This is a genomic window from Lentilactobacillus curieae, assembly GCF_000785105.2.
Lineage (GTDB): Bacteria > Bacillota > Bacilli > Lactobacillales > Lactobacillaceae > Lentilactobacillus > Lentilactobacillus curieae.
In genome coordinates this window covers 1651352-1675613 of record NZ_CP018906.1, presented here as the reverse complement: position 1 = coordinate 1675613, position 24262 = coordinate 1651352, and the positions used below count along the sequence as shown (strand labels likewise).

Annotated in this window: 23 protein-coding genes and 1 tRNA gene; 5 read left to right on the top strand and 19 right to left on the bottom strand. The window is 39.3% G+C overall.

Going from position 1 to position 24262, the window contains the following annotated elements; all coding sequences use genetic code 11:
- Positions 1-2: 2 nt before the first annotated feature.
- Positions 3-848: a diadenylate cyclase CdaA gene (gene cdaA, locus PL11_RS08100; RefSeq protein ID WP_035167450.1), complete on the bottom strand. Its 846-nt coding sequence runs from the start codon at positions 846-848 to the stop codon at positions 3-5.
- A gap of 176 nt (positions 849-1024) precedes the next feature.
- On the opposite strand from cdaA, the gene PL11_RS08095 reads away from it, so the two are divergent.
- Entirely contained in the window at positions 1025-1684 is a 660-nt protein-coding gene (locus PL11_RS08095; RefSeq protein WP_191982060.1) for a DUF1361 domain-containing protein, read from the top strand.
- Positions 1685-1754: 70 nt separating this feature from the next.
- Here PL11_RS08095 and PL11_RS08090 read toward each other — a convergent pair whose 3' ends face one another.
- Both PL11_RS08090 and murB read right to left on the bottom strand, forming a co-directional pair.
- Positions 1755-3875, bottom strand: coding sequence for a cation:proton antiporter domain-containing protein (locus PL11_RS08090; RefSeq protein WP_035167455.1), 2121 nt, complete (start codon positions 3873-3875; stop codon positions 1755-1757).
- 14 nt (positions 3876-3889) lie between these two features.
- Positions 3890-4798, bottom strand: coding sequence for a UDP-N-acetylmuramate dehydrogenase (gene murB / locus PL11_RS08085; RefSeq protein WP_078256951.1), 909 nt, complete (start codon positions 4796-4798; stop codon positions 3890-3892).
- Positions 4799-4959: 161 nt separating this feature from the next.
- Here murB and PL11_RS08080 point away from each other — a divergent pair, with 161 nt between their 5' ends.
- Entirely contained in the window at positions 4960-5493 is a 534-nt protein-coding gene (locus tag PL11_RS08080) for a 3'-5' exonuclease (protein WP_035167457.1), read from the top strand.
- A gap of 45 nt (positions 5494-5538) precedes the next feature.
- On the opposite strand, the gene PL11_RS08075 is transcribed toward PL11_RS08080, so the two are convergent.
- The 4 genes from PL11_RS08075 to PL11_RS08060 form a co-directional block, all read right to left on the bottom strand.
- On the bottom strand, positions 5539-6024 hold the full coding sequence (locus PL11_RS08075) for a GNAT family N-acetyltransferase (protein ID WP_035167461.1): 486 nt from the start codon (positions 6022-6024) through the stop codon (positions 5539-5541).
- Between the two features lie 2 nt (positions 6025-6026).
- Positions 6027-6494 (bottom strand): tRNA (adenosine(37)-N6)-threonylcarbamoyltransferase complex ATPase subunit type 1 TsaE, encoded by a 468-nt coding sequence (gene tsaE, locus PL11_RS08070; protein ID WP_035167462.1) that lies wholly within the window; start codon positions 6492-6494, stop codon positions 6027-6029.
- A 69-nt stretch (positions 6495-6563) separates the two neighbouring features.
- On the bottom strand, positions 6564-7547 hold the full coding sequence (gene pta / locus PL11_RS08065; RefSeq protein WP_035167463.1) for a phosphate acetyltransferase: 984 nt from the start codon (positions 7545-7547) through the stop codon (positions 6564-6566).
- Between the two features lie 23 nt (positions 7548-7570).
- Positions 7571-8269 carry a uracil-DNA glycosylase gene (locus PL11_RS08060; RefSeq protein ID WP_035167464.1) on the bottom strand — a complete coding sequence of 233 codons (699 nt, stop codon included), beginning with the start codon at positions 8267-8269 and terminating at the stop codon, positions 7571-7573.
- A 107-nt stretch (positions 8270-8376) separates the two neighbouring features.
- On the opposite strand from PL11_RS08060, the gene PL11_RS08055 reads away from it, so the two are divergent.
- Positions 8377-8901 carry an LURP-one-related/scramblase family protein gene (locus tag PL11_RS08055; protein WP_035167465.1) on the top strand — a complete coding sequence of 175 codons (525 nt, stop codon included), beginning with the start codon at positions 8377-8379 and terminating at the stop codon, positions 8899-8901.
- 77 nt (positions 8902-8978) lie between these two features.
- Here PL11_RS08055 and smpB read toward each other — a convergent pair whose 3' ends face one another.
- The 10 genes from smpB to gap all read right to left on the bottom strand — a co-directional run bounded on the left by smpB (position 8979) and on the right by gap (position 20968).
- A complete protein-coding gene (gene smpB, locus PL11_RS08050) occupies positions 8979-9452 on the bottom strand; it encodes an SsrA-binding protein SmpB (RefSeq protein ID WP_035167466.1) in 474 nt (157 codons plus the stop codon).
- Positions 9453-9471: 19 nt separating this feature from the next.
- Entirely contained in the window at positions 9472-11805 is a 2334-nt protein-coding gene (gene rnr, locus PL11_RS08045; RefSeq protein ID WP_035167468.1) for a ribonuclease R, read from the bottom strand.
- Between the two features lie 19 nt (positions 11806-11824).
- Positions 11825-12598, bottom strand: a complete 774-nt coding sequence (locus PL11_RS08040) for an alpha/beta hydrolase (RefSeq protein ID WP_237047486.1) — start codon at positions 12596-12598, stop codon at positions 11825-11827.
- A gap of 40 nt (positions 12599-12638) precedes the next feature.
- Positions 12639-12875, bottom strand: a complete 237-nt coding sequence (gene secG / locus PL11_RS08035) for a preprotein translocase subunit SecG (RefSeq protein ID WP_035167470.1) — start codon at positions 12873-12875, stop codon at positions 12639-12641.
- A gap of 79 nt (positions 12876-12954) precedes the next feature.
- On the bottom strand, positions 12955-14487 hold the full coding sequence (locus PL11_RS08030) for a ClC family H(+)/Cl(-) exchange transporter (protein ID WP_035167476.1): 1533 nt from the start codon (positions 14485-14487) through the stop codon (positions 12955-12957).
- An 81-nt stretch (positions 14488-14568) separates the two neighbouring features.
- Complete coding sequence (locus tag PL11_RS08025; protein ID WP_078256950.1) at positions 14569-16239, bottom strand: MucBP domain-containing protein; 1671 nt, start codon at positions 16237-16239, stop codon at positions 14569-14571.
- Positions 16240-16339: 100 nt separating this feature from the next.
- Positions 16340-17659 carry a phosphopyruvate hydratase gene (eno, locus tag PL11_RS08020; RefSeq protein ID WP_035167478.1) on the bottom strand — a complete coding sequence of 440 codons (1320 nt, stop codon included), beginning with the start codon at positions 17657-17659 and terminating at the stop codon, positions 16340-16342.
- Between the two features lie 104 nt (positions 17660-17763).
- Complete coding sequence (gene tpiA, locus PL11_RS08015) at positions 17764-18522, bottom strand: triose-phosphate isomerase (protein WP_035167479.1); 759 nt, start codon at positions 18520-18522, stop codon at positions 17764-17766.
- Between the two features lie 130 nt (positions 18523-18652).
- Positions 18653-19867, bottom strand: coding sequence for a phosphoglycerate kinase (locus tag PL11_RS08010; RefSeq protein ID WP_035167480.1), 1215 nt, complete (start codon positions 19865-19867; stop codon positions 18653-18655).
- Positions 19868-19957: 90 nt separating this feature from the next.
- On the bottom strand, positions 19958-20968 hold the full coding sequence (gene gap, locus PL11_RS08005) for a type I glyceraldehyde-3-phosphate dehydrogenase (RefSeq protein WP_035167482.1): 1011 nt from the start codon (positions 20966-20968) through the stop codon (positions 19958-19960).
- Positions 20969-21246: 278 nt separating this feature from the next.
- On the opposite strand from gap, the gene PL11_RS08000 reads away from it, so the two are divergent.
- A tRNA-Arg gene (locus tag PL11_RS08000) sits at positions 21247-21318 on the top strand.
- A gap of 234 nt (positions 21319-21552) precedes the next feature.
- On the opposite strand, the gene PL11_RS07995 is transcribed toward PL11_RS08000, so the two are convergent.
- Positions 21553-22461, bottom strand: coding sequence for a VOC family protein (locus tag PL11_RS07995; protein WP_335621936.1), 909 nt, complete (start codon positions 22459-22461; stop codon positions 21553-21555).
- Between the two features lie 173 nt (positions 22462-22634).
- On the opposite strand from PL11_RS07995, the gene clpP reads away from it, so the two are divergent.
- Complete coding sequence (clpP, locus tag PL11_RS07990) at positions 22635-23252, top strand: ATP-dependent Clp endopeptidase proteolytic subunit ClpP (RefSeq protein ID WP_257787916.1); 618 nt, start codon at positions 22635-22637, stop codon at positions 23250-23252.
- Positions 23253-23305: 53 nt separating this feature from the next.
- Here clpP and whiA read toward each other — a convergent pair whose 3' ends face one another.
- Positions 23306-24244 carry a DNA-binding protein WhiA gene (gene whiA / locus PL11_RS07985; RefSeq protein ID WP_035167488.1) on the bottom strand — a complete coding sequence of 313 codons (939 nt, stop codon included), beginning with the start codon at positions 24242-24244 and terminating at the stop codon, positions 23306-23308.
- Positions 24245-24262 lie beyond the last annotated feature (18 nt).

The window sequence follows — 24262 nt, the reverse complement described above, 5'->3', positions numbered from 1 at the left end:
AACTATTTACCCCCTTTGAAATGGGCATCCACAAACTTAGAAACTTCGGCAAAAAAGTTTCCATGATGTTCTTCATCATTATCTACCTTGATAAGTTGATCCCTAAAGTATTTGATGTAATCATCTTGAGTCATCCCGCGAAGCAACTCATTATTTTGGGTAATTGAAACTTCACCAGTTTCCTCTGAGATAACAATTGTCATTGCGTCGGTTAATTCGGAAATTCCGACGGCTGCTCGGTGACGGGTTCCTAATTCTTTGGGAATCAAGTTACTCTGTGACAGAGGCAAGTACGCCGCAGCTACAGCCACCCGATTATCCTTGATAATGACAGCACCATCATGCAGAGGTGTATTAGGAATGAATATATTAATCAATAGCTCGCCTGTCACTTCAGCATCGATATCAATACCCGTTTCGATATATTCTTCTAGTCCCGTATTCATCTGGATAGTGATTAACGCACCAATCCGCCGCTTTGACATGTATTGAATTGCCTTATCAAGTTCAGAAATTAGCTTTTCAGCCGCTTTATTCTCTTTTCTTCCCTTCACAAACAGCGAACCACGCCCAAGGTGCTCAAGTCCCCGCCTAATTTCCGGTTGGAAGACCACGATAATCGCAATAACTCCCCAACTAAGCACCTGGTCAACTAACCAAGAGACCATTGGGAACCCTAACCATAGACTAATGATTTTGACGATGGCGATCACTACGATCCCCCGAAGCAGTTGAACAGCCTTAGTGCCGCGAACCATTAAAATCAGATAGTAGATCAGGATCCAAACGACTACGAAATCAATTAACTTTGAAAAATTTTGTAATGTAAATATCGTAGACCAATCCATTGCGTTCTCCTTAAAAAATATTCTCTATTATTATATCATTTACCAGCAGCATTCGCCTAATCTCCTGCAAATTAAGCAGTTCTTTAAGTAAAATATAAAAATCAATTGTAATGAAATTTTTTCATGGAAATTTCGTGTAAAACATTGTTTAATATTAATGATAAGGAGGAATTAATTTGAGTAATTTAACTAAGTGGGTGATTAGAATCATTGCCGTTTTATGGCTAGGGTTTCTTTACACTTACCTTAAAAATCCTCCATTCAATTTTTTGGTATTAAACACTTTTCTAGCGTTTATCCCAATCGAATTAAGCTTCCATATCGATAAAGGAAAGCCCAAAAATCCAATTTTATTTTGGATCATCGTAATCGTGTGGTTGCTGTTTTATCCAAACACACCATATCTATTAACTGATCTGTTTCACCTGTCACTGTTGCAACCATACGGAAGCAATGGTTTGCTGAGACTTGATAATACCATGTGGTTTAATTATACACTCTTAATGTTATCGACGATTTCCAGTACCCTGTTGGGATTCTGGGGATTAGACAGAGTTGCGAAAGCAATTGCCGCAAGATTTAGACTAAACCACTTTGTTTTCCAAAACATAATTATTGTGGGTCTTTCAATCTTATCCTCAATTGGAATCTTTATTGGCCGATTCTTAAGAATCCATACAGTTTATCTATTCTTAACGCCGGAACAGTTCGTTAAGCCATTGCTGAATATGTGGAGCCCTAAAGCAATCTTTTTCATCGCGTTACTAACGATTATCCAACTGGTCTTCTTCTATCTCATCAAATTGATCCAACTTAAACCAGTTCAACAAAATTAAAATTCGGTCGTGACTTTGGCCATATAAATCAAAAAATCGCTAAGGTGTTTAAAACACCTTAGCGATTTTATTATTCCCGATTCTGATAATCCATAATCAAAACAGTTTCCGAATAGTTGATATACTGCCGTAAATGTGCAGCCATTTTCCAATCGATTTTCCCTTGTTCAAGAAGAACCTGAACGCCTTCACGTTCTGCTGCTAATGCCTTGATTCGGAGACTTTGAATCTGAGAATGCATATCGTCCTTTTTGGTTGTCAAACGATTCTTTGCTTCTTCAATTTGGTTACGATAATGAATCACCAAATGATAAACTGATTGACTATCAAATCGTTCATTCTCAATATCATCACGGTTAAAATACTCGGACAAAGCTTTAATTGCAGCTTTTGCCTGTTCAATGTGTGCTTTTGCCAGCTCATCACCTAAACCTGAACTAGAATTCCGGTACACAAACCACATCCGAACTGCTCGCTTAATCTTTTGAATCCTATGCTGGTTTCTCAAGTTAAGGTGCATCTTAGGCCGAGAACCGATTGATTTTCTAAGACGCTTATCAGCTCTTTGAAGTTGATCAAGGTTACTTAGGTACGCCTCTTCAGAGATTTCATTGTTACTTCTTAACTCCTCTAAAGCATCAAACTCACCATTCAAAGCCACCCGTCTAAGTGCTAGCTCATCCGCAATGATTTTATTCATATCCTGAAGATTATTTTCTTTTATCTCCAACCTACGAATCAAAAATTGATAATCAAGGATTAAATCAAAAGCAGCCTGTTGGTTATCGGCCCGTCGGTGTTCCTCAACGTTATTGATTGCTAACTTCATGATGTAGATTCTAGCTTGTTCTTCGGTTACGTGACCAGAATTATCATCAGGTTCCGTATCATCAATTTCGTCATCATCAACACCATCAACGTTGGAGCCACGGGTAATTAATGGCGCCTTATTTTTCGAAATTAGAGGCAGGGTAATCGTCGCAGCAAGTAAACTAATAATGATTACAAACGCAGCCACAAATAAAGCTAAAGACCTTGATGGGAATCTAGCCCCACCATCAATAATTGTTGGAATTGAAAGGACACCAGCCATGGTAACCGCTCCCCTAACACCGGACAATCCCGCTAAGATTGAAGCCTTGAGAGGATGCATTGAATTATGTCCATGCGTTATTGCAGTTCCTAATACTTGGTATAGGTATATCCAGACTACCCGAATTACCAATAAGATCAGCCATGCAATAAACGAAATAAAAATTGCATGGATTGTATTGATCTTATCATTTTGAATGATCTGATTGGTTGCAATCGGTAACTCGATTCCCAAGATAACAAACACAATCCCGTTTAACATATAAATAATGATGTCCCAAGTTTTCTCACTAACTAAAGTCAGCTCTGGCTGGCTATAATCCGTAACTCCACCAAAGAAATGGAACAACACGCCCCCAGCAACCACTGCAATTACTCCTGAAGCATGGAACGCTTCTTCAGTGATTAAGTAGATTCCAAATGGGGTCAGAACTTGTAAAATCGTGTTAAAAATTACGTCGTTGATTCCCTGCTTGAAAAGCCAGTTCTGCAAAAGAATAACCAATGTAATCAATATTGCTCCGCTGACAAATCCAACAATACTGATGTAAAAGAAATCGAGGGTCGCCGCTTTAAATGAGAATACACCCGTAACCGTTGCAGCAACTGCATATTTGAATGCAATCAACCCTGATGCGTCATTAATTAAACTTTCACCACTAACAATGTGGAGAACCCCTTCTGGTAAAGCAACTCGTTTAGAAATCGACTGTACCGCCACCGGGTCAGTGGGTGATAAAATTGCTGCCAGCGCAAAACTAACAGAAATTGGCATGGTTGGAATTATGACGTGAAAAAGTAACCCACCAAGTAACGTGGTCAAAAACACTAATATAATTGCGTTACCTAGTATTGGCCCCCGCATTTTCCATAGTTCACGTTTTGGAAACCTGCGACCATCATTGAATAATAACGGGGCAATAAATAGCAGCAGGAACCAATCAGTTTTTAAGGGAATTGAAACCTGCAAAAATAGTGCCGCACATAGACCAAAAGTTACTTGAATCAAACTGACCGGAATGGAAGGAATAAAATGATCCACCACATTCGAGAACAGAACGATTCCAATTAATAAGATTATCGCCTCAAGTATGTGCAATTAGCATTCCCCCTCTACGCATCAGCTCCGATAATTCTAACTTCAGTTTCAAGTTGAACACCAAATTTTTCCATTACTGTTTTTTGAACATGTTTAATAACGTTAAGATAATCAGTTGCCGTAGCATGATCAACATTTACGATAAACCCTGCATGCTTTTTAGAAACCTGAGCCCCACCAATTTGGAATCCTTGTAGTCCTGAATCGTGAATTAGTTTACCCGCAAAGTGTCCTTCTGGGCGCTTAAAGACACTTCCACATGATGGTAGGTCTAACGGTTGCTTAGATGCTCGCAACTCATTCAAATGATCCATTTGCTTTTGAATTTTATCCTTACTACCGTGTTTTAATTGGAATGTTGCTGATAAGACAATTTGGTTATTGTCTTGAACACTACAATGACGGTAGCCAAAATCAAGCTCCTTTTGGTTTAGGTGTAAAACCTGATTATCTGGAGTAAGAACATCTGCAGCAACTACAACATCGTCAACGTCCCCACCGTAAGCACCGGCGTTCATGTAGACAGCACCACCAATACTTCCAGGGATTCCAGCAGCAAACTCAATGCCACTTAATGAGTTTGCTTGAGCAACTTTGGTAGTCTCAATAAACGCAGCACCTGCTTGAGCAACCAACATATTTTCATGAACCGTTATTTTTTTCATTTTTGTCAAAATGATGGTTAAACCGCGAATTCCCCCATCACGGACGATCAAATTGCTAGCATTGCCGATTACAGTAATGTTAATTTGATGGTCATTTGCATATTGCAATAGCTCTCTAACCTGATCAACCGACTCTGGAAAAGCAAGGATGTCTGTTTCCCCCCCAGTTTTAGTGTGAGTGTATTTAGACAATGGTTCATCTAAAAAAACATCCATTTTTTCTGAAAACTCTGACTTCATTTCTGCGTATTTTTCCATGTAACCCATTCCTCTATTCCGAATACATATGTATTAATATTGTAACACGAATTAAGCTAGTTTCACTGAACTAGCAAGTCATCCCAGTGTTAAGGGATAAAACAGATTGCATCATTGGGACTTTACCTTTAAAATATAACTCAAATAACTGAGGTGAAAAAATGAACTTTGTGGCATTTGATTTTGAAACAGCAAACCGAAAACGGGCTAGTGCGTGTTCTTTAGCGTTGACGCTAGTTAGAGATGATAAAATTGCGGATCAATTTTACTCACTGATAAACCCAGAAGCAGAATTTGATTGGCGTAACACTCAGATCCATGGACTCCGAGAAGCAGACGTTGTTGACGCCCCTAACTTCCCCGAACTCTGGGAACACATTAACGGTTTGTTTAAAAATAACCGATTGATTGTCGCCCATAACGCATCATTTGACAATAGTGTCTTAAAACGTTCACTAGAACGATACGGAATTGAACCGCCTCACTACATGTCACTTGATACGTTAAAAACGTCAAAACAGTTTTATCCTAACCTTGAAAATCACAAATTAAACACTCTTTGTGATGAGTTCAACATAACACTAGAGCATCACCATAACGCTTTGGATGACAGTATTGCCTGCGCGAACATTTTGCTGTATGAACAAAAACAGTTTGGCAGTCAAGCGCTGGTTCCATTCGTAAAGACCATATAAACAAATCCCCAAAATTCTGACTATAGAATTTTGGGGATTATTTTATTAGTTAGCTGAAAGTTCCATATAAAGCGATGGTTTACCGTCAACCTCAATTTCACTGATTGTTTGAAAGCCCATTTTTTGATAAATATGAACTGCTGGTTGATTACTTTTAAAAACTGTCAAAGCCAGTTTATCCAAATTTGAGTAATCAATTGCCCATTCGGTTGCTAATTCAACCAAGTTAGAGCCAATTTGATAACCTTGGTATTCACTAAGAACGGCGACTCCAAGTTCACCAATCCCCTTTTTTAAGAACTCCACAGTTACTATCCCAATTAACTTTTCTCCTAAGGTAGCAACTGCAATCAGGCTACTCTTTGATAGGTTAATCAGTGAAATCATCTTTGCTTCATCTTCTACTTCAATTGAATCCAAATCTGAATCAACAACAAAAGTATCCGATTCCGTCTTTAGCTGTTTCAGTAGACTGATCACTGCCTTAGCATCGTCTTCGTTTGCAAGACGAAAATCAACTTCTTCGGCCATAACTATCCTCCAAGTACATCATTGATCATATTATTGAAGCGTGAATTGGCACCTTCAAAGGTCAGTTCACGCTCACTTTCTGCCTCGTTATCTAGTCTCTGAAAACTAATTTTTAAGTAGTCTTCTGGCAAAGTATCAGCAACGAATTGAGACCATTCGACTACACTAACACCATCGCCTTCGAAATACTCATCGAGCCCAAGCTCATCTCCACTACCATCCTCTAAGCGATAAACATCCATGTGATACAAAGGTAGTCTACCTCCGGAATACTCACGAATAATTGTGAAGGTAGGGCTTTTAATTGACCTTTTGATTCCAAGGCCTTCGCCTAGCCCCTTTGTGAACGTGGTTTTGCCGGCACCTAAATCGCCATCTAGCAGAATTACGTCACCCGCTTTTAGGAGCGATGCTAGTTTTTTACCTAATTCAATTGTTTCGTCTGCAGACTTAACCTTAACTGACTGCAATTATTTCACCCCTTTGAAAATCAAAGGATTGCGGTACGTATACCCCAATCCTCATTATTAATTATTATATTAATCGTTTTGTAGTGATTGTGCAGCCGTGATGATTGCTACTTTGTAGATATCTTCTTCGTTACTACCACGAGAAAGATCCGATACCGGTTTGTTTAACCCCTGCAGGATTGGGCCAATAGCTTCAAATCCACCAAATCTTTGTGCAATCTTGTAACCAATATTACCTGATTGAAGTTCTGGGAAAATAAATACGTTGGCATGACCTGCAACCTTTGAGCCTGGAGCCTTCTTTTCACCAACCTCAGGTACAAATGCAGCATCAAATTGCATCTCACCATCAATTGGCAATTCAGGAGCCATTTCATTGGCAAGCTTAGTTGCTTCTTGAACTTTAGTTACCATGTCACCCTTTGCGGAACCCTTAGTTGAAAAACTAAGTAAGGCAACTTTTGGATCGATATCAAAGGTCTTGGCAACCTTGGCACTTTCAACAGCAACCTCTGCCATTGAAGGAGCATCTAATTCAATGTTAATCGCACAGTCAGCAAATAAATAACGTTCATCCCCACGTTGCATGATAAATGAACCACTAATTAGCTTTACACCAGGTTTAGTTTTAATAATTTGTAATGCCGGACGAACAGTGTCACCCGTTGGATGATTGGCACCTGAAACCATCCCATCAACTTTGTCTAAATATACCATTGTGGTTCCAAAGTAATTTGGATCATTCAACCATTGACGAGCTTTATCTTCATCAGTTTTACCTTTACGACGCTCAACAATTGCGGCAACCATTTGATCAATCACATCTTGAGGTTGATTCAAGTAGTCAACCACCTCAACCCCGTCTAAGTTAACACCAAGGTTAGTGGCCACCTTTGAAACTTCATCGTTTGAACCTAAGATAACTGGACGAACCAAGTCATCCTGAGCTAGCCGTGAGGCAGCCTTAACAACTCGCTCGTCGTTTCCTTCTGGAAAGACAACCTTGATCTGTTTGCCTTGAATCTTTTGCTTTAAGCTTTCAAATAATTCCATTATCCGTTCCTCCAATAATGTGATTAACTCTGAGAAGGTAATTCAACCCGCTCAGGTAGTTGCCAATTAATTGGTTCTTCGCCCATTGCTACTAATGCCTCATTGGTTTTTGAAAATGGTTTTGATCCAAAAAAGCCCCGATTAGCGGACAATGGACTAGGATGGGCTGACTGAATAACTACGTTAGTGTCTGTATCAATTAACGCAATTTTATCCCTGGCAGCTCTTCCCCAAAGAATAAAGACGACAGGCTGCTCTCGCTCCGAGAGCTTCTTGATTGCTGCATCTGTAAGCTGCTCCCACCCCTTGCCTTTATGAGAGAAGGCCTGACCGTTTCTGACTGTCAATACTGAGTTTAGCATCAAGACACCCTGCTTGGCCCAAGATGTAAGGTACCCGTGATTGACCGGCTTGATCCCTAAATCGGACTGCAGTTCCTTATAAATATTACGCAGCGATGGCGGAATCGTTACCCCGGGTAGAACCGAAAAACTAAGTCCATGAGCCTGGTTAGGTTCATGATAAGGATCCTGTCCTAGAATAACCACCTTTACCTTACTAAAAGGAGTTAAAGCAAATGCCTCGAAAATATTGTTCATGTCTGGATGAATAAACTGAGATTGATATTCTGTAACTAAAAATTTGCGAAGTTGCTGATAATACTCCTTCTCAAATTCTGGTTCTAAAACATCCCACCAGTCATTCTTGATAAACGGTTTCATTCCTAACACCTCAACATTTATTTTACCATACCAAAAGTTAAATAACATTCGGTAATCTGTTAGCTACCATGTTAAAATGAGTTAAACACTTGTAAAGGGATAATGCTATGGCTAGAAAAGTTCAAATTAACGTGTCTGAGCTTGAAAGATCACACGCGACAAAAGTTGTAGATAAATACGATGACAGTAAGTATCTCGTTGTCGGTAAATGGGGATTAGTGTCCGACAGTTATTCCATTTACTCGATTGCAGGTGAAGTACTGAGTGAGATTAAGCAAAAATCCTTAGGAACTAGCCCACAATTTGAAATTTGGTATGATGATGCATTAGTCGGATCATCAATGGTCAACTTCTCCCTTCATTTCTCAACAATTTATATTAAGGGGTTAAATTGGCTTGTTGTCGGTAATGACGTAAAGCAAAATTACGTTATTTATTCAGGCAGAAAACGAGTTGGCTCCATTAATTCGTACAACACCCATAACGATGTAGTCAGAATTGTGTCTGCCAATGAAATAGATGAGGAACCAATTTTGGTATCAATTGCCGCAATTCTCAACCACCCAGTCGCTGCCGACCAACTTAATATCTCAAAAAATCCGTTTAAAAACTTTACCCCTTCCCTAGATTAATCATTCTAAAATTCACCATAAAAAGAGCTACGATATTTAACTAAAAAATACCGTAGCTCTTTTTGAATGTCTTAAAATTAATAATGCTTCATAACGCGTTCAATCTGACGATTTTGTTCTCTACGCTTAATTGTTTCTCGCTTATCGTACTCTTTCTTACCCTTGGCAACTCCAATCAAGACTTTCGCAAACCCATTTTTAAGGTAAACCTTTAATGGCACGATTGTAACTCCTTTATCAGAGGATGCACCAGCAAGCCGTTTAATTTCTTTTTTATGAAGTAACAGTTTACGATTACGCAATGGGTCATGATTGAACTGGTTCCCATTAGTATATTCACTAATGTGAACGTTCATCATGTATGCTTCACCATTCTTAATTTGCACAAATCCATCCTTCAAGTTTAACCGCCGGTCACGAATCGATTTAATTTCTGTACCTGTTAAAACAATTCCTGCTTCATAAGTTTCTTGGATGGAATAATCATGGCGGGCTTTCTTGTTCTGAGCCATTAGATTATCGTCATTTTTTTTGGTTTTGTTTTTAACCATAATCTCACCTCATGATTTTTTAGTGCTTCCGATTGTTGTTGCTGCGAGACTTATTAAACGAGCCTCGTTTAATATTGTTGTTATTATTTCTACCGCCGTTGCCATGGTTGTTACCATTGTGGTTGCGATTGTTATTGTGACCGCCACGATAATTATCATTATGACGCCGCTTGGGCAACATATCACTTGTTGGGGTATTTTGAGGATCAACAATGTCAAAATCAACTGCACTCTGCTCAACGTCAACGTTAATGACTTTAACCCGAATTGGTTGACCCATTTTATATGTTCTTCGGGTATTTCTACCAACAAGCGCCATAAATTGTTCAACATATTCGTAATAATCATCGTCCATGCGACTGATATGAACTAGTCCTTCAACCGTATTTGGTAACTCAACAAACATCCCAAATTTAAGCACAGAACTAATGACCGCATCGAATTCTTCACCGACGTGATCATTCATGTATTCAGCCTTCTTCATAGCGTCTGTATCACGCTCAGCATCAATTGCCCGACGTTCATATTCAGATGTGGTAACAGCAATCTCATCAAGTACGCCACCAAATTTTTGCTTAGTTTCCTTATTGATACCATTTTCATCATAGTAATGAATCATTCTGTGAACCATAGTATCAGGGTAACGTCTAATTGGTGAAGTAAAGTGAGTATAGTATGGTGCTGCCAATCCAAAGTGACCGAGTGATTGGTCGGAATACTTGGCCTGCTTCAAACTTCTAAGCAACATTACAGAAACCATTGTTTCCTCAGGTTTTCCTGCAACTTGCTTGAGAATGTTTTGCATCATCTTTGGTTTAACGTGTTCTGGATCACCCTTCACGTTAATACCAAATGCTGTCAATGTTTCGAAGAAAGTCTTCACTCTATCGGCATCTGGAGTCTCATGAATCCGGTACAAGAATGGAACGTGAGCTTCATAATAATGTTGGGCAACTGTTTCGTTAGCAGCCAACATGAATGACTCAATCATTCTTTCGGCCAATCCACGAACCCGCAACTGAATGTCAATTGGGTGGCCTTTTTCATCAACGATAATCTCCGCTTCGTGATCATCGAAGTCAATGGCTCCATGAGTTTTCCGATTTTTAGCTAAAATTCTATGAAGGTCGCCCATCTGTTCAAACATTGGTACCAAATCTTTGTAACGGTCCATCGTCTTTTCATCATGGGATTCAAGAATTTGGTTAACTGCAGTATATGTCATCCGTGCTTTAGATCTCATCAAACTTGGATGAATTCTGTGCTTAATAACATTACCAGCCTGATCAATTTCCATGTCACAACTCATACAAAGGCGGAGTTCACCCTCGTTAAGAGAACAAATTCCGTTTGATAATCTTCTTGGCAACATAGGGATTACTCGGTCAGTCAAGTATACAGAAGTCCCTCGCCGGAAAGCTTCCTTGTCTAATGGGCTGCCTGGCGTTACATAGTGGCTTACATCAGCAATGTGGACACCAAGATGGTAATTACCATTATCCAACTTCCAAACTGTAACGGCATCATCCAAATCCTTAGATGATTCGCCATCGATTGTAACCAAAGTCTGGTCAGTAATATCTTCTCTACCAACCTTCTCTGCCTCTGTGACATGATCAGGGATAGCATCTGCTGCTTCGATTACGTCTTCAGGAAATTCTGCAGGAATGTCATGAGCGTACACAATTTGCAAGATATCGATTCCAGGATCATCAACTGATCCAATGACCTTTTCAGCGATACCAACCATGTAGTCTGGGTGTTTTGCATCTGGATACTCAACAATCTGAGCAGTCACAACTTCACCAGGAGTTGGTTTCAAGCCAACATCGTTGATATAAAACTTGTATTTCGCAATTTTCTTATCGGTAAGCTTAACCTCACCAAAGAAACCGTTGTCGTCTTCTGATTTAGAAAATGCACCAACAACAGATTTGTATTTGCGATCAACAATCGCTGTAACTTTACCTTCTGGACCTTTTGATTGGTCAGCAGAAGCTGGACGGACGATCTCAATTTCAACTGTATCGCCATTTAAAGCCTTCATAGTGTTGTCAGGAGAAATATAAGCATCTGGCTCAACTTCATCATAAGCAACAAAACCGAAGCCTTTATCGTTCGCATGAAAAACCCCAGTTAATTTGCGCTTGTCAGGGCTGAGTTGGAATTTACCGTCTAAAGTTACCTTTGCAACCTTTTCACGTTCCAAAATCGCTAATTCCTGGACAATTAGCTTAAATGCGGCAGATCCATGATACTTTAAAACGTCCGCAACTTCTTCGACAGAAAACGACTTATCTGGGTGACCCATAAGTACGTTAGCAATTTCATTTTTTAATTCATTATCTTGCAAAATTTATTCCTCAATCTTTTTAGTATATTTTCTTTAAAAACGATTTTAAGTCTGCTTCTAAATCTGGATGAGCAGAATTGACCGTAATCATGTGACTGGCCTCCGGATATACATGAAAGCTAACATCCCTGCTGTTTACCAATCTGTCTTTCAACTTTCCACCGCTTTGGGGATCAACGATTTCATCCTTTGATCCTTGACCAATAAAGTATGGCTGATGAATCTTTGCAAGGTCCTCCGCTACACCATTCGCAAAGTCATTAATCTTCGCTAGTAACGGGTCGATATTATCATCAAGCCATTTAAGTTTGTTGTTAATTGTTTCGTTATCAACACCAAATCGTTGATAATTGGCCTTCGCCATCTGTAAAAATGTACCTCTTACCTTAGAGGGACCATTCCTAACGATTGGCGAACCAAACGAACCACCGCCAGTAAGCTCAGGATGTTCCTCTAAAATTTTGGCTGCAAAAATACCCCCGAGAGAAATCCCAAAAATAGCAACTTCTGTTTTTCCCTTTGATTTAACAAAATCAATTGCATCTTCAGCATCCTGCAACCAAACTTCGGGAGAACCATTATTAATGATATCAGAGAAATCAGCTGTCCCATGTCCCGTAAACATTGGTGCGTAAACCGAATAGTTTTCAGACTCCAGCCTTCGAGCTAGCAATCGCACATCAATTGGTCCGCTAGCAAAGGCATGTAATAAAATCACAGCCTGATTGCCATGATCAAAATAAAACGTTCCGGGTTGAGTCATCTGCATTCCTCCAATTCCATACATTCTCATTATAATAAAAATCCCCCTGCGTTTAAACAGGAGGAATTTTTTAATGTGATGAAATCCACACTAAAGCTAGTGAAATTGCAAAAAAGATGATTCCTAAAACTAAAGTTGTTTTTTGCATGAAAGCTTCAAAGCCTCGAGGCTTTTGCTTTGCAAATAAATCATCTGCACCACCAGTTAATGCTGACATTGCATCATTTGTCTTCGATGGTTGCATCAAAACAGCAATTGTGATTAAGATACAATCAATTATCAATAGTGTTAACAAAAAATTATACACGTGATAGCCTCCTACCGATCGTTCGGCTTACATTACTCATACTACATTATCATAAACCAGAAAAATTTGCTAGCAAAACCTAGTTTTCTCTGGTGAGTGTCTGAACCTGATGAATGATCTGCTGGCGTTTCTTCCCAGTCACACTGATAATCAGGATGTCACCGGCCCTAATGCCAGTTTCACCAGAGGGAACAATTTCCCTGCCTTCACGTTTTATTTTAATTAACAATGACCCGCTTGGCCAGGATAATTGCTTAACCGTCTTACCATCTGCTAAAGCTCCCACAAAGACAGTTTGGATGGTTTCAAAGGCAGTGATAGATTCCCTTTCCTCACGTTTACCCAACATCTGTAATAATAATGAATGATAAATTGGTTTTCCATTCAAAATATCAACCACTAAATAAGCAAGTAAGGACACCAATGCAAGTCCAAGTAAGTGTGAAAGAGTCCCTACCATTTCAGTAATTAATAAAATTGCCGTAAATGGAGCTTTACTGACACAGGCAAAATAGCCAGCCATCCCCATAATTACAAAGGTCGCAAAATACAACTTGGAAACTAATCCCATACTAATAAGGACTGAGCCATAAGTTGCTCCAAGAAGTGCACCTAAACATAACATGGGTAAAAATATTCCACCTGGCAAACCACTCCCATAAGTGAATACTGAAAGTAGCAACCTTAAGCCGAAGAAGGCAATTAGGATAACCGCAGGATATTTAAGATATTGAAGGGACAGTATCAAGCGACTGCCTCCACCCATTAGCTGCGGAAGGTACATCGCAATTGGGATAATTAAAAGAAATGAAAATATGCTACTAAACTCTTTAGGAATAAATTTTATTCGGGAATATAGTTTGCTGATATTTAGAGTCATTAGTTGATATACTCGACCAAAAATCCCCAAGAGAATTGCAAACGGTATGATCCACACAAAGTATTTTAGTGGTAAAGACGTGCTCTTCATAAATAGCACAGGTTTCAACCCAAATACATAAGTAGCGATACAATCAGATGAAATCGACGCGGTCAAACTAACCATCCAAATGTTTGTTGAAAAATTATGGTAAACTTCCTCCAAAACAAACATTGTACTAGCTATCGGCGCATTAAACGCTGCACTCAGGCCAGCGGCGGCACCGCTTGAAATTAAGACGTTACGATCTGTACCGACCTGTTTTGTCAATTTAGAAATTCCCTGACCAATCGTAGATCCTAATTGAATCGATGGGCCTTCTCTACCTAGGAAAAGGCCACTACCAATTGCCAAGACGCCACCAACAAATTTTCGCCACAACGCTGGCCAAAAAGCATAATCAAATAGTCCAATTAGCTGACCCTCAACTTGGGGAATCCCAGAACCCTTGATTTCAGGATTAGTTTTTAAAAACCACCCATTTACTAAACAGATAGCAATCAACATTATTAGTCCAAGTCCAAACCACAAAAAATCTGTCTTTCCCTGAGCAAAAATCCAGATAAACAGAGATGTCAAATGCTCAATCAAATACCGAAAACTGGCAACAACTGTTCCTGCAGCGATTCCAATTAGTATTCCACTGCCAATCATTTTTAATTGACTCTTTTTATAACTGCCACGAATTTGCACTTAATTCATCCCTTTAAATAGTCTACTAAACTATATTATCACAGGTCTTGAACTAAATTACCTAAAACTGAAGATTTCCGACTACTTGTGGCGGTGTACAGAACGAACTCGATGATGGCCACCCTTTTTAATTAATTTATTCTTAGTGATTTTTTTGCTACGATTTTTCTTCACTGCTCGTTTATGACTAGTAGATTTTGGTTTGCCTTTTTTATGTCTATTCGCTTTTACAACTCTTTTACTACTTTGCTTTTTAGTTGCCTTTTTAGATTGACGAGTATTTTTACTTTGATAATGAACTGTATACTCAATGATTCCTTGCTCATCAATAATCTTGTCAATTTCAGCATCTAATACTCTGTAACCCAAAATATTAGCTGGAACATATTTAAATCTGTCTCCAAACACCATGCTGCTTTTATCTTGTCGTAAAATGCTTCCCTTTTCGTCAATGGAAGTAACGATTACAAACACGCTTTTAGGTGCAAAAAATAAAGTTAGGTTGCCATTTACAAGTTCACTACCGACAACGTGGTAGCCTTTGATATCGGTATTCAGCAACTTTGTTTGATTATTTTGATTGATTGTTTCAGTAAACAAAGTCTGGCCACCAGTAGTTTTACCGATAATTTGATATGGATAATCGTTTTTTACATTCGTAACAATATTTGAGTTAACCAAATCAGTTTGCGAACTATTATCCTTAGTTACCACATTTTTTTCTGATTCAGTTTGACTTTCTGAATCCTTGCTTTCTTTGTTACTTCCGATTTGAGTACCTTCATCCTTAGATTCTGGTAGCAATTCCGCATCTGTACCTTCTTCCTTGGTGTCGGGTTTTAAGTCTGCTCCAGTACCCTCTTCCTTGGTATCTGGCTTCAAGTCTACTCCAGTACCCTCTTCCTTGGTATCTGGCTTCAAGTCAGTTCCAGTACCCTCTTCCTTGGTATCTGGCTTCAAGTCAGTTCCAGTACCCTCTTCCTTGGTATCTGGCTTCAAGTCAGTTCCAGTACCTTCTTCCTTGGTATCTGGCTTCAAGTCAGTTCCAGTACCTTCTTCCTTAGTTTGAACGTCGTCTCCCGCTTGAGAACCTTCATCCTTAACCTTGGGTTCATCTACATCCGCCGCTGGATTTTCTTTATTATGATCTTCAACGTCTGGCTTTACTTCCTCTTTTGGCAATTCTACCTCAGGTTTGGATTCTGATTTATCCTTTGAGTATACCAATGTTAATTTCATATCCGTCTTTGTAATTTTGGTTGGCAATTCAGCCTCATTACTCAAAGTATATCCAGAAATTTTGGCTATCTCTGGTAACACAATTCGGCCATTCACTGTGCCTCTATCTAAAACAAGTGGTTTAACAATTTCATTTCCAGAATTGTCTACAAATTTTAAAGTTACCAAAGCTTTTTTATAGGCAACGTCACGTCTCGCTTTAGCAAAATCACCCTCTCGTTTTAATACCTTAACTGGGTCTGTACTGAGTAATTGATATCCAAGAACTGGGGTAGGCTTCTCAACATCACCAATTCTTACTCGCTTTTCAGCATCTATTGATTTCACCTCGAGTTCTTCTTTAGAACCATCAGTATTGTAAGCAAACACATGCGTTTCCCACTGAAAAGCAAGCTTCTCTGAGGAACTAACAACCTCTGCGGGATATGTTGTATCAGCTAGCACTGGTCTAACACCACTCATAACCACTGACATTGACATTAACCCTACTGATAATAAAACAAAATTTTTCACTAAAAAAACCTCCATTTGTGTATTCATTATTAAATACGCAAACGAAGGTCACTTTTCTTTTTAAAATAAAAAAAGCCGTCAAAAGACGACTCTTTCAGTTTTACTTGTTAGTAATGTTTTGACGTGCTTCTGATTTCAAGTTGTAGAATGCGTCGATACCCTTGTATTCAGCTACGTCACCAAGTTGATCTTCGATTCTCATCAATTGGTTGTACTTAGCAATACGTTCGCCACGACTCATTGAACCAGTCTTGATTTGGCCTGCATTCAAGGCAACAACTAAGTCAGAGATAGTTGTGTCTTCAGTTTCACCTGAACGGTGAGAAATGATTGCAGTGTAACCAGCTTCTTTAGCCATTTCAACAGCGTGAACTGTTTCAGTTAAAGTACCAATTTGGTTAAGCTTGATTAGGATTGAGTTAGCTACGCCACTGTCAATACCCTTTTTAAGGTAGTCAGTGTTAGTAACGAACAAGTCATCACCAACGATTTGAACCTTCTTACCAAGGCGTTCAGTAGCCATTTGCCAATCTTCCCATTCATTCTCATCCAATGGGTCTTCGATTGAGATAACTGGGTACTTGTCAACGATTTCTTCAAGCAAACCAACGAATTCTTCAGCAGTGTATGACTTACCGTCACCAACTAAGTCGTACTTCTTAGTTTCAGTGTTGTAGAATTCTGATGATGCGCAATCAAAAGCAATTGCAATATCCTTACCTGGCTTGTAGCCGGCACGTTGAATTGCTTCAACAAGGATTTCGAATGGTTCTTCGTTGTTCTTTAAGTCAGGAGCAAATCCACCTTCGTCACCAACAGCAGTTGAGTAACCGCGTTCGTTCAAAAGGTTCTTTAAGTTATGGAATGTTTCTGAACTCCAACGAATAGCTTCTTTGATAGTTGGGGCACCAACAGGCATGATCATAAATTCTTGGAAATCAACCTTGTTGTTGGCGTGCTTTCCACCATTGATAACGTTAAGCATTGGTGTTGGCAATGTGTGACCATTGAAACCACCAAGGTAGTTATACAATGGAACTTCAAGTTCGTCAGCAGCAGCACGAGCAGCAGCTAATGAAACACCAAGAATTGCGTTAGCACCTAACTTACCCTTGTTTGGAGTACCATCTAATTCGATCATTGCTTTATCGATAGCTAATTGGTCAGTTACATCGTAACCAACAATTTCTTTAGCGATGATGTTGTTTACATTGTCAACGGCTTTTTGTACGCCCTTGCCCATGTAACGGTCCTTATCACCATCACGAAGTTCAACAGCTTCGTGTTCACCGGTTGAAGCACCTGAAGGAACGATTCCACGACCCATTGCACCTGCTTCAGTATATAGTTCAACTTCAACAGTTGGGTTACCACGTGAATCTAGGACTTCACGAGCATAAATATCAGAAATAATTGACATGTTTTTTTCTCTCCTTAACGAAAGTTGTGACCTTTTGTACAAGGCTCAATTCAATTCTATTTGTTTTTCAGTAAACTTTCAATATAAAATACTCAACTAGCGGACTATTTTTCAAGGAAGTTAGCTAATTTTAAAAATGAATCTGGCTTAAGACTTGCTCCACCAGCTAAAACTCCATCAATATCGTTTTGAGATAAAATTTCGGCAGAGTTGCTATCATTCACGCTACCGCCATATAAAACTCTTACTTCGTTGGCAATCTCATCTGAGTATAAGTCAGCAATGGTTTGTCTAATTAAATAACATCCTTCTTCGGCTTCAGATGCACTAGCAGTCTTTCCACTACCAATCGCCCAACTAGGTTCGTAAGCGACGATAATAGTCCGTGCTTGTTCGTCGGAAATTCCCTTCAAAGCATTGGTTACTTGGCTAACCACCCATGAGATTCGATCAGGTGATTCTCGGCGACTCATAGTTTCATCGCAACAAATAATTGGAGTTAAACCGTTTCTAAATGCTGCTTGAACCTTTTTGTTGATGATATCATCAGTTTCTTTGAAATACTTACGACGTTCTGAATGGCCGATGATAACATGAGTTACCCCCATCTCAGCAAGTGCTAACGGGCTGGTTTCACCTGTATAAGCACCAGAATCTTCGTAAAAACAATTTTCAGCGGCAATAATTAGTGGTAAATCCCCACTATTTTCAACCATACTCTCTAAAAATAACGGTGATGCCGCAATGGCCGTTTCTGTTTTTGATGGATCTGGTAGCTTGCCAGCCAATTGATTCAAGAAATCAACTGCCTCCTTAACGGAAAGATTCATCTTCCAATTTCCTGCGATAAATGGAGTTCTCATTACTTGATCAGTCCCTTATACATTAGTTAGTACTATTGTACCGAATATCCGCCATCAAAGCCACAAATAAACATATACCAATTTAAAATGCAAAATAAAAAAGCCTAGCAAATGCCAGACTTTTCAATGATTATTTGTTGTCGATTGCAGCAATTCCTGGAAGGGTTTTACCTTCAAGGTATTCAAGTGAAGCTCCACCACCAGTTGAAATGTGGGTAAGCTTGTCAGAAACACCTAATTGCTTAACAGCAGCGGTTGAATCACCACCACCAACAATTGTAGTAGCTTCAGTTAAACCACCAAGGAATTGGCCAACTTCAAGGGTTCCTTTAGCAAAGTTTTCCATTTCGAACACACCCATAGGTCCATTCCAAACAACAGTCTTTGCATCTTTAAGAACAGCTTCAAATTCTTCAACTGACTTAGGACCAATGTCCAATGCCATCCAACCATCGTCAATGTCGCCTTCAACGACTTTGTGGTTGGCATCGTTACTGAAACTTTCAGCAACAACGTTGTCAGAAGGTAGCACGATTTTGTCGCCACCCTTTTCAAGAATGCTCTTAGCAACGTCAATCTTGTCTTCTTCAACAAGTGAGTTACCAATCTTAATACCCTTAGCAGCATAGAATGTATAAGTCATTCCACCACCGATAATGATCTTATCAGCTTTATCGAGCAAGTTGTCGATAACACCAATCTTATCAGAAACTTTGGCACCACCTAAAATGGCAACAAATGGACGTTTCGGACTGTTAACTGCTTCACCCAAGAATTGGATTTCTTTTTCCATTAAGAAACCAGCAGCAACTGGTTTGCCATCTTTATGCATTGCTTCAGCAATACCGGCATTTGATGCATGAGATCTATGAGCAGTACCAAATGCATCGTTGACAAATTCGTCACCTAATGAAGCCCAGTATTCGCCAAGCTTTGCATCGTTACCTGATTCGCGCTTAACGTATTCGCCGTTAACAACATCTTCATAACGGGTGTTTTCAAATAAGAGAACACTACCGTTGTCCATTTTGTCAATCGCTTCTTCAAGTTGAGCACCTTCAGTAACAGGTACAAAGATAACTGGCTTGTTTAACAAGTTTGAAAGTCTTTCAGCAACTGGACGCATTGAAAGATCCTTCTTGTCATCTTCTTTTTTAATTCTGCCAAGGTGAGAGAACAATACTGCCTTTCCACCGTGGTCTAATACAAAGTTAATTGTTGGTAATGCAGCTTGAATACGGTTGTCATCGCCGATAACACCGTCTTTAATTGGAACGTTAAAATCAACCCGCATTAAAACTTTTTTGCCCTCGAGATCAAGGTCAGAAACTGTAAGTTTTGCCAATTGAGTAACCTCCTATGTTTTTAAATTTATTTTGTGTAGGTAATAAAAAACGGAGAAGAAGCTCTCCTCCGTTAATTGTAAAACTACTTATTAAAGAGTAGCAAACTTCAATAAAGTACGAACCATGTTGCAAGTGAAGCCCCATTCGTTGTCGTACCAAGCAACAGTCTTAACTAATTGCTTGTCACCGGCAGTGGTAACTTCAGTTTGAGTTGGGTCAAATACTGAACCGTGGTCATCATCAATAATATCAGATGATACGATTTCGTCTTCGTTCCAACCAAATGCTTCGTTATCAACAGTGTGCTTCTTGATTGCTTCGTTAACTTCTTCAGCAGTAACTTTCTTGTTAAGGATAGTAGTCAATTCAGTCAATGAACCATCTACAACACCAACACGTTGTGCGTGTCCTTGAAGTTTACCGTCAAGTTCTGGGATAACCAAGCCAATAGCCTTGGCTGCACCAGTTGAATGAGGAATAGTGTTTGCACTAGCAGTTCTGTTAACACGCTTCTTCTTTGACTTAGGACCATCAAGGATTTGTTGTGAAGCAGTGAATGCATGAACAGTAGTCATGGTACCAACTTCAAGACCAAATTCTTGGTTCAAGAAGTAAGCCATAGGTGCTAAACAGTTTGTAGTACATGAACCAGCTGAAACGATAACATCGTCTGAGTTCAATACGTCCAAGTTAACACCAGGAACAACAGTCTTGATAGGACCAGCAGGAGCTGAGATCAAGACACGCTTTGCACCAGCATCGATATGTGCTTGTGACTTTTCCTTTGAAGTGTAAAAACCAGTACATTCAAGAACGTAGTCAACACCATCGTTAGCAACCCACTTCAAGTCAGCTGCGTTTCTTTCGGCGTAAACAGGGATTTCCTTACCATCAACAACAATACCCTTGTCAGTTGATGAAACTTCACCGTTAAAACGACCATGAGTTGAGTCATACTTCAAAAGGTATGCCAACATGTCAGGTGTAGTTAAATCATTAATTGCAACAACTTCAATTTCGTCAGAGTGCAATTCGTGAATACGTTTGAATGCCAAACGACCAATACGGCCAAAACCATTAATACCAATCTTTACAGTCATACTGTATTTTCCTCCTTTAGGAAATCAAGAAAAATTTAAAATAGTACGATAACTCGTACCACTGTACAGAACTAATCGTACCACTAAATCAGAACAAAGTCAGCACCTCTTTGTGAAAAAAATTCAATGAAGAAGTCCTACACATTTAATTCCAACCACAAGTATATCAGACGTTTGGTGGAATGCAATAACTTACGTTTGAGTAACCGTTTTCAACCTTTTTTGCTTTTAGCACTTGAAGAATCATTGAAATTTCTGTATATTATTAAGTTGTAGTTGCGCCCGTAGTGTAATGGATCGCACGTAAGATTCCGGTTCTTGAAATGGGGGTTCGATTCCCTCCGGGCGCATCATAGGTTTTCATAGATAGTAAATCATTGCAAAACGTTGTTAAATCAACGTTTTGTTTTTTTGCCTGCGTCACATTTCGGCACGTTTTAGCACCAAATGCCGTACGGATGCCGTACGAAAATAAAAAAATCATTTGCGCTGGTAGGGCGTTATACATAGCTTTGAGCAGGGTTCCTACAGCCTTATTATGTGCTCAAAAAAAGTGTCCATCAATGGGCACCTTTTTTGACTAATTAATTTTTATCTGCAAAATTAACGTTCGACTTTGCATAGTAATCCATAATTTCTTGACGCTTTCCCTCAAATGCCGGTGGCAACCCAAGTGAACTACCCATGGTTAAAATTGGTTCATCGAGGCTAAAGCCCGGCCCCATCGTTGCCAACTCAATTCGATTATCTCCCGGGTCGCGAACATACAAGCTCTTGAACCAACCGCGATCAATATACTCTTCAATGTTCTGGTGCTGATTTTTTGCTCTCTGGTAGAACATTTCAAGTTCATCCACATCTTTCACAGCCAACGCAAAATGATCGATACTGCCCCTACCAAACCGAGATTTATCCTCTGTTTCAGTCTTAAAAAGTTTAATACTTTGGTTATCTTCTAATTCAACAACATTATCATTTACATTTAGCCCTAACCATTCATGAAAAAAATCCGCAGTTTTGTCGGGATCAGGAATGTGCAAATCAGTTCCCAAAAGCTTGGTTACCTGAAATTCTGCGGGAATACCATTTTCAGGAACTACTTGATAACCCACCAATTTCAACTTACTAGTAACTAGTTCAACGGGAATCTCTTCTGGGTCATCAAACATCAACCCAGTTGCCGTCTCAGTTACTTTAAGCCCCTCAGATGACAATCTTTCCTTCCAAAAATCAACGCTACCTTCGGGGATAGATAACCGGAATCCATTAAAAAAGTGCTTAGCGTCAGTCCTTTGGCCTAATAAAGGCAGCGCAAAGAAAGTCACTACACTGCCAGGAGTTCCTAAATAGTCACCGTAAAACAGATGACGAACCTTGATGTTCTCTTGATTAACTGTATTTTTTATCAAACGCAATCCCATGACCCTAGTATAAAAATCAATATTTTGTTTTGCGTCTTTGGTTAGTAAAGAAATGTGATGAGTTTGCATAATTCGACCTCCATTCATTGCCATGAGTATACCATTTTTGTGGTAAAATTACGGTCATAAAGGTTTGCTACTATTGGTTTATAGTCATTGATCAAAGTTTGAGCCAAACTATTTGACCTTTTTTGACCAATACAGTAAACTTATAATCGTGAACTTGGTAGAAGCCATCTATCACAATAGAAAAAAAGGAGGCATTCTCAATGAACTTAGTGCCAACCGTTATTGAACAATCATCAAACGGAGAACGCGCCTATGATATCTACTCTCGTTTATTAAAGGATAGAATCATCATGTTATCGGGTGAAATTAACGATGATATGGCAAACGCGATCATTGCGCAACTATTATTCTTAGATGCTCAAGACTCTGAAAAAGATATTTACCTTTACATCAACTCTCCAGGTGGTGTAATCACATCTGGAATGGCTATCTATGACACAATGAACTTCATCAAAGCTGACGTTCAAACAATCGTTATGGGTATGGCCGCATCAATGGCCTCTGTATTGGCTTCATCAGGAACTAAGGGTAAGCGTTTTGCATTGCCTCACTCTCAAGTCCTTATTCACCAACCACTTGGTGGTGCTCAAGGTCAACAGACTGAGATTGAAATTGCTGCTGAAGAAATTCTCAAGGCTCGTAAGATGATCAACCAACTTTTGGCTGACAATTCTGGCCAATCAATTGAGCAAATTAATAAAGACACTGATCGTGACCATTACTTAACAGCGCAACAAGCCGTTGATTATGGTTTGCTTGATGGCATTATGAAGTCAAGTAACGAACAAAAGTAGTCTAAACAAAAAACCGTGAACAAAAATGTTCACGGTTTTTTTAATACATATTTTTATGCAGTTTCTTCTGAACCTAATTTCTCAGCAAACTCATTAATTTTTCTAAGTCGATGATTAACTCCAGACTTTGATATTGGGCCACCGGGAACCATTTCGCCTAATTCCTTTAAGCTCACTTCCGGATGGTTTAATCGAGTCTGGGCAATTTGTGCCAGCTTGTCAGGCAGTTGGTTTAACCCTACTGTGTCATCAATCAACTTGATGTTTTCAATTTGTCGACTGGCAGCACTTGCTACCTTGTTCATATTGGCATTTTCGCAGTTTACCAAACGATTAACTGAGTTTCTCATATCGCGAACAATTCGAATGTCTTCAAATTTAAGCATGGAACTAGTTGCTCCAATTAGCTGAAGAAAATCAGCAATTTTTTCAGCTTCCTTAATGTAGGTAATATACCCACTCCGGCGCTTAGTTGTTCGGGCTGGTAAATTATACCCTTGCATCATTTCTGCAATCATATCGTTATGATTTTCATACAGTGAGTAGATTTCCAGATGATATCTGGAGGTTTCGGGGTTGTTAACAGATCCTCCGGCCAAAAAAGCCCCTCTTAAATAAGAACGAATTTGAGAATCCTTTTTAAGCAACTCAATCGGAACGCGATCAACAATCTGGACACCGTCAAAGATTTTAAGGTCATCTAATAGTTCTGCTGCCCGCTCATTAACCCTTAAGATGTACAGATTGTTCTTTTTAAGCTTCATTTGCTTCCGAACGCTTAGTTCACCAGTAATACCGTAAAACTGCGTCAGCAGCTTATACATTCTTCTGGCGATAGCGGGATTTTCAGATGAAACATTCAATATGAAGTGGTGGTTTTTTAGCGAAATTGAGCCGTTCATTCTGATCAATGCCATTAATTCAGCTTTGGCATTATCACGGTGAACAGTCAATGACGTAAGCTCTTTTTTTACCTCACTTGCGTAAGACATATCTACCACTCCTTTCCT

Bases quoted from the DNA above. Each gene is read 5' to 3' on its own strand.
- cdaA (WP_035167450.1), bottom strand. From the start codon at position 848: ATGGATTGGTCTACGATATTTACATTACAAAATTTTTCAAAGTTAATT.
- murB (WP_078256951.1), bottom strand. From the start codon at position 4,798: ATGGAAAAATACGCAGAAATGAAGTCAGAGTTTTCAGAAAAAATGGAT.
- PL11_RS08080 (WP_035167457.1), top strand. From the start codon at position 4,960: ATGAACTTTGTGGCATTTGATTTTGAAACAGCAAACCGAAAACGGGCT.
- PL11_RS08075 (WP_035167461.1), bottom strand. From the start codon at position 6,024: ATGGCCGAAGAAGTTGATTTTCGTCTTGCAAACGAAGACGATGCTAAG.
- pta (WP_035167463.1), bottom strand. From the start codon at position 7,547: ATGGAATTATTTGAAAGCTTAAAGCAAAAGATTCAAGGCAAACAGATC.
- PL11_RS08060 (WP_035167464.1), bottom strand. From the start codon at position 8,269: ATGAAACCGTTTATCAAGAATGACTGGTGGGATGTTTTAGAACCAGAA.
- PL11_RS08055 (WP_035167465.1), top strand. From the start codon at position 8,377: ATGGCTAGAAAAGTTCAAATTAACGTGTCTGAGCTTGAAAGATCACAC.
- smpB (WP_035167466.1), bottom strand. From the start codon at position 9,452: ATGGTTAAAAACAAAACCAAAAAAAATGACGATAATCTAATGGCTCAG.
- PL11_RS08040 (WP_237047486.1), bottom strand. From the start codon at position 12,598: ATGAGAATGTATGGAATTGGAGGAATGCAGATGACTCAACCCGGAACG.
- eno (WP_035167478.1), bottom strand. From the start codon at position 17,659: ATGTCAATTATTTCTGATATTTATGCTCGTGAAGTCCTAGATTCACGT.
- tpiA (WP_035167479.1), bottom strand. From the start codon at position 18,522: ATGAGAACTCCATTTATCGCAGGAAATTGGAAGATGAATCTTTCCGTT.
- gap (WP_035167482.1), bottom strand. From the start codon at position 20,968: ATGACTGTAAAGATTGGTATTAATGGTTTTGGCCGTATTGGTCGTTTG.
- whiA (WP_035167488.1), bottom strand. From the start codon at position 24,244: ATGTCTTACGCAAGTGAGGTAAAAAAAGAGCTTACGTCATTGACTGTT.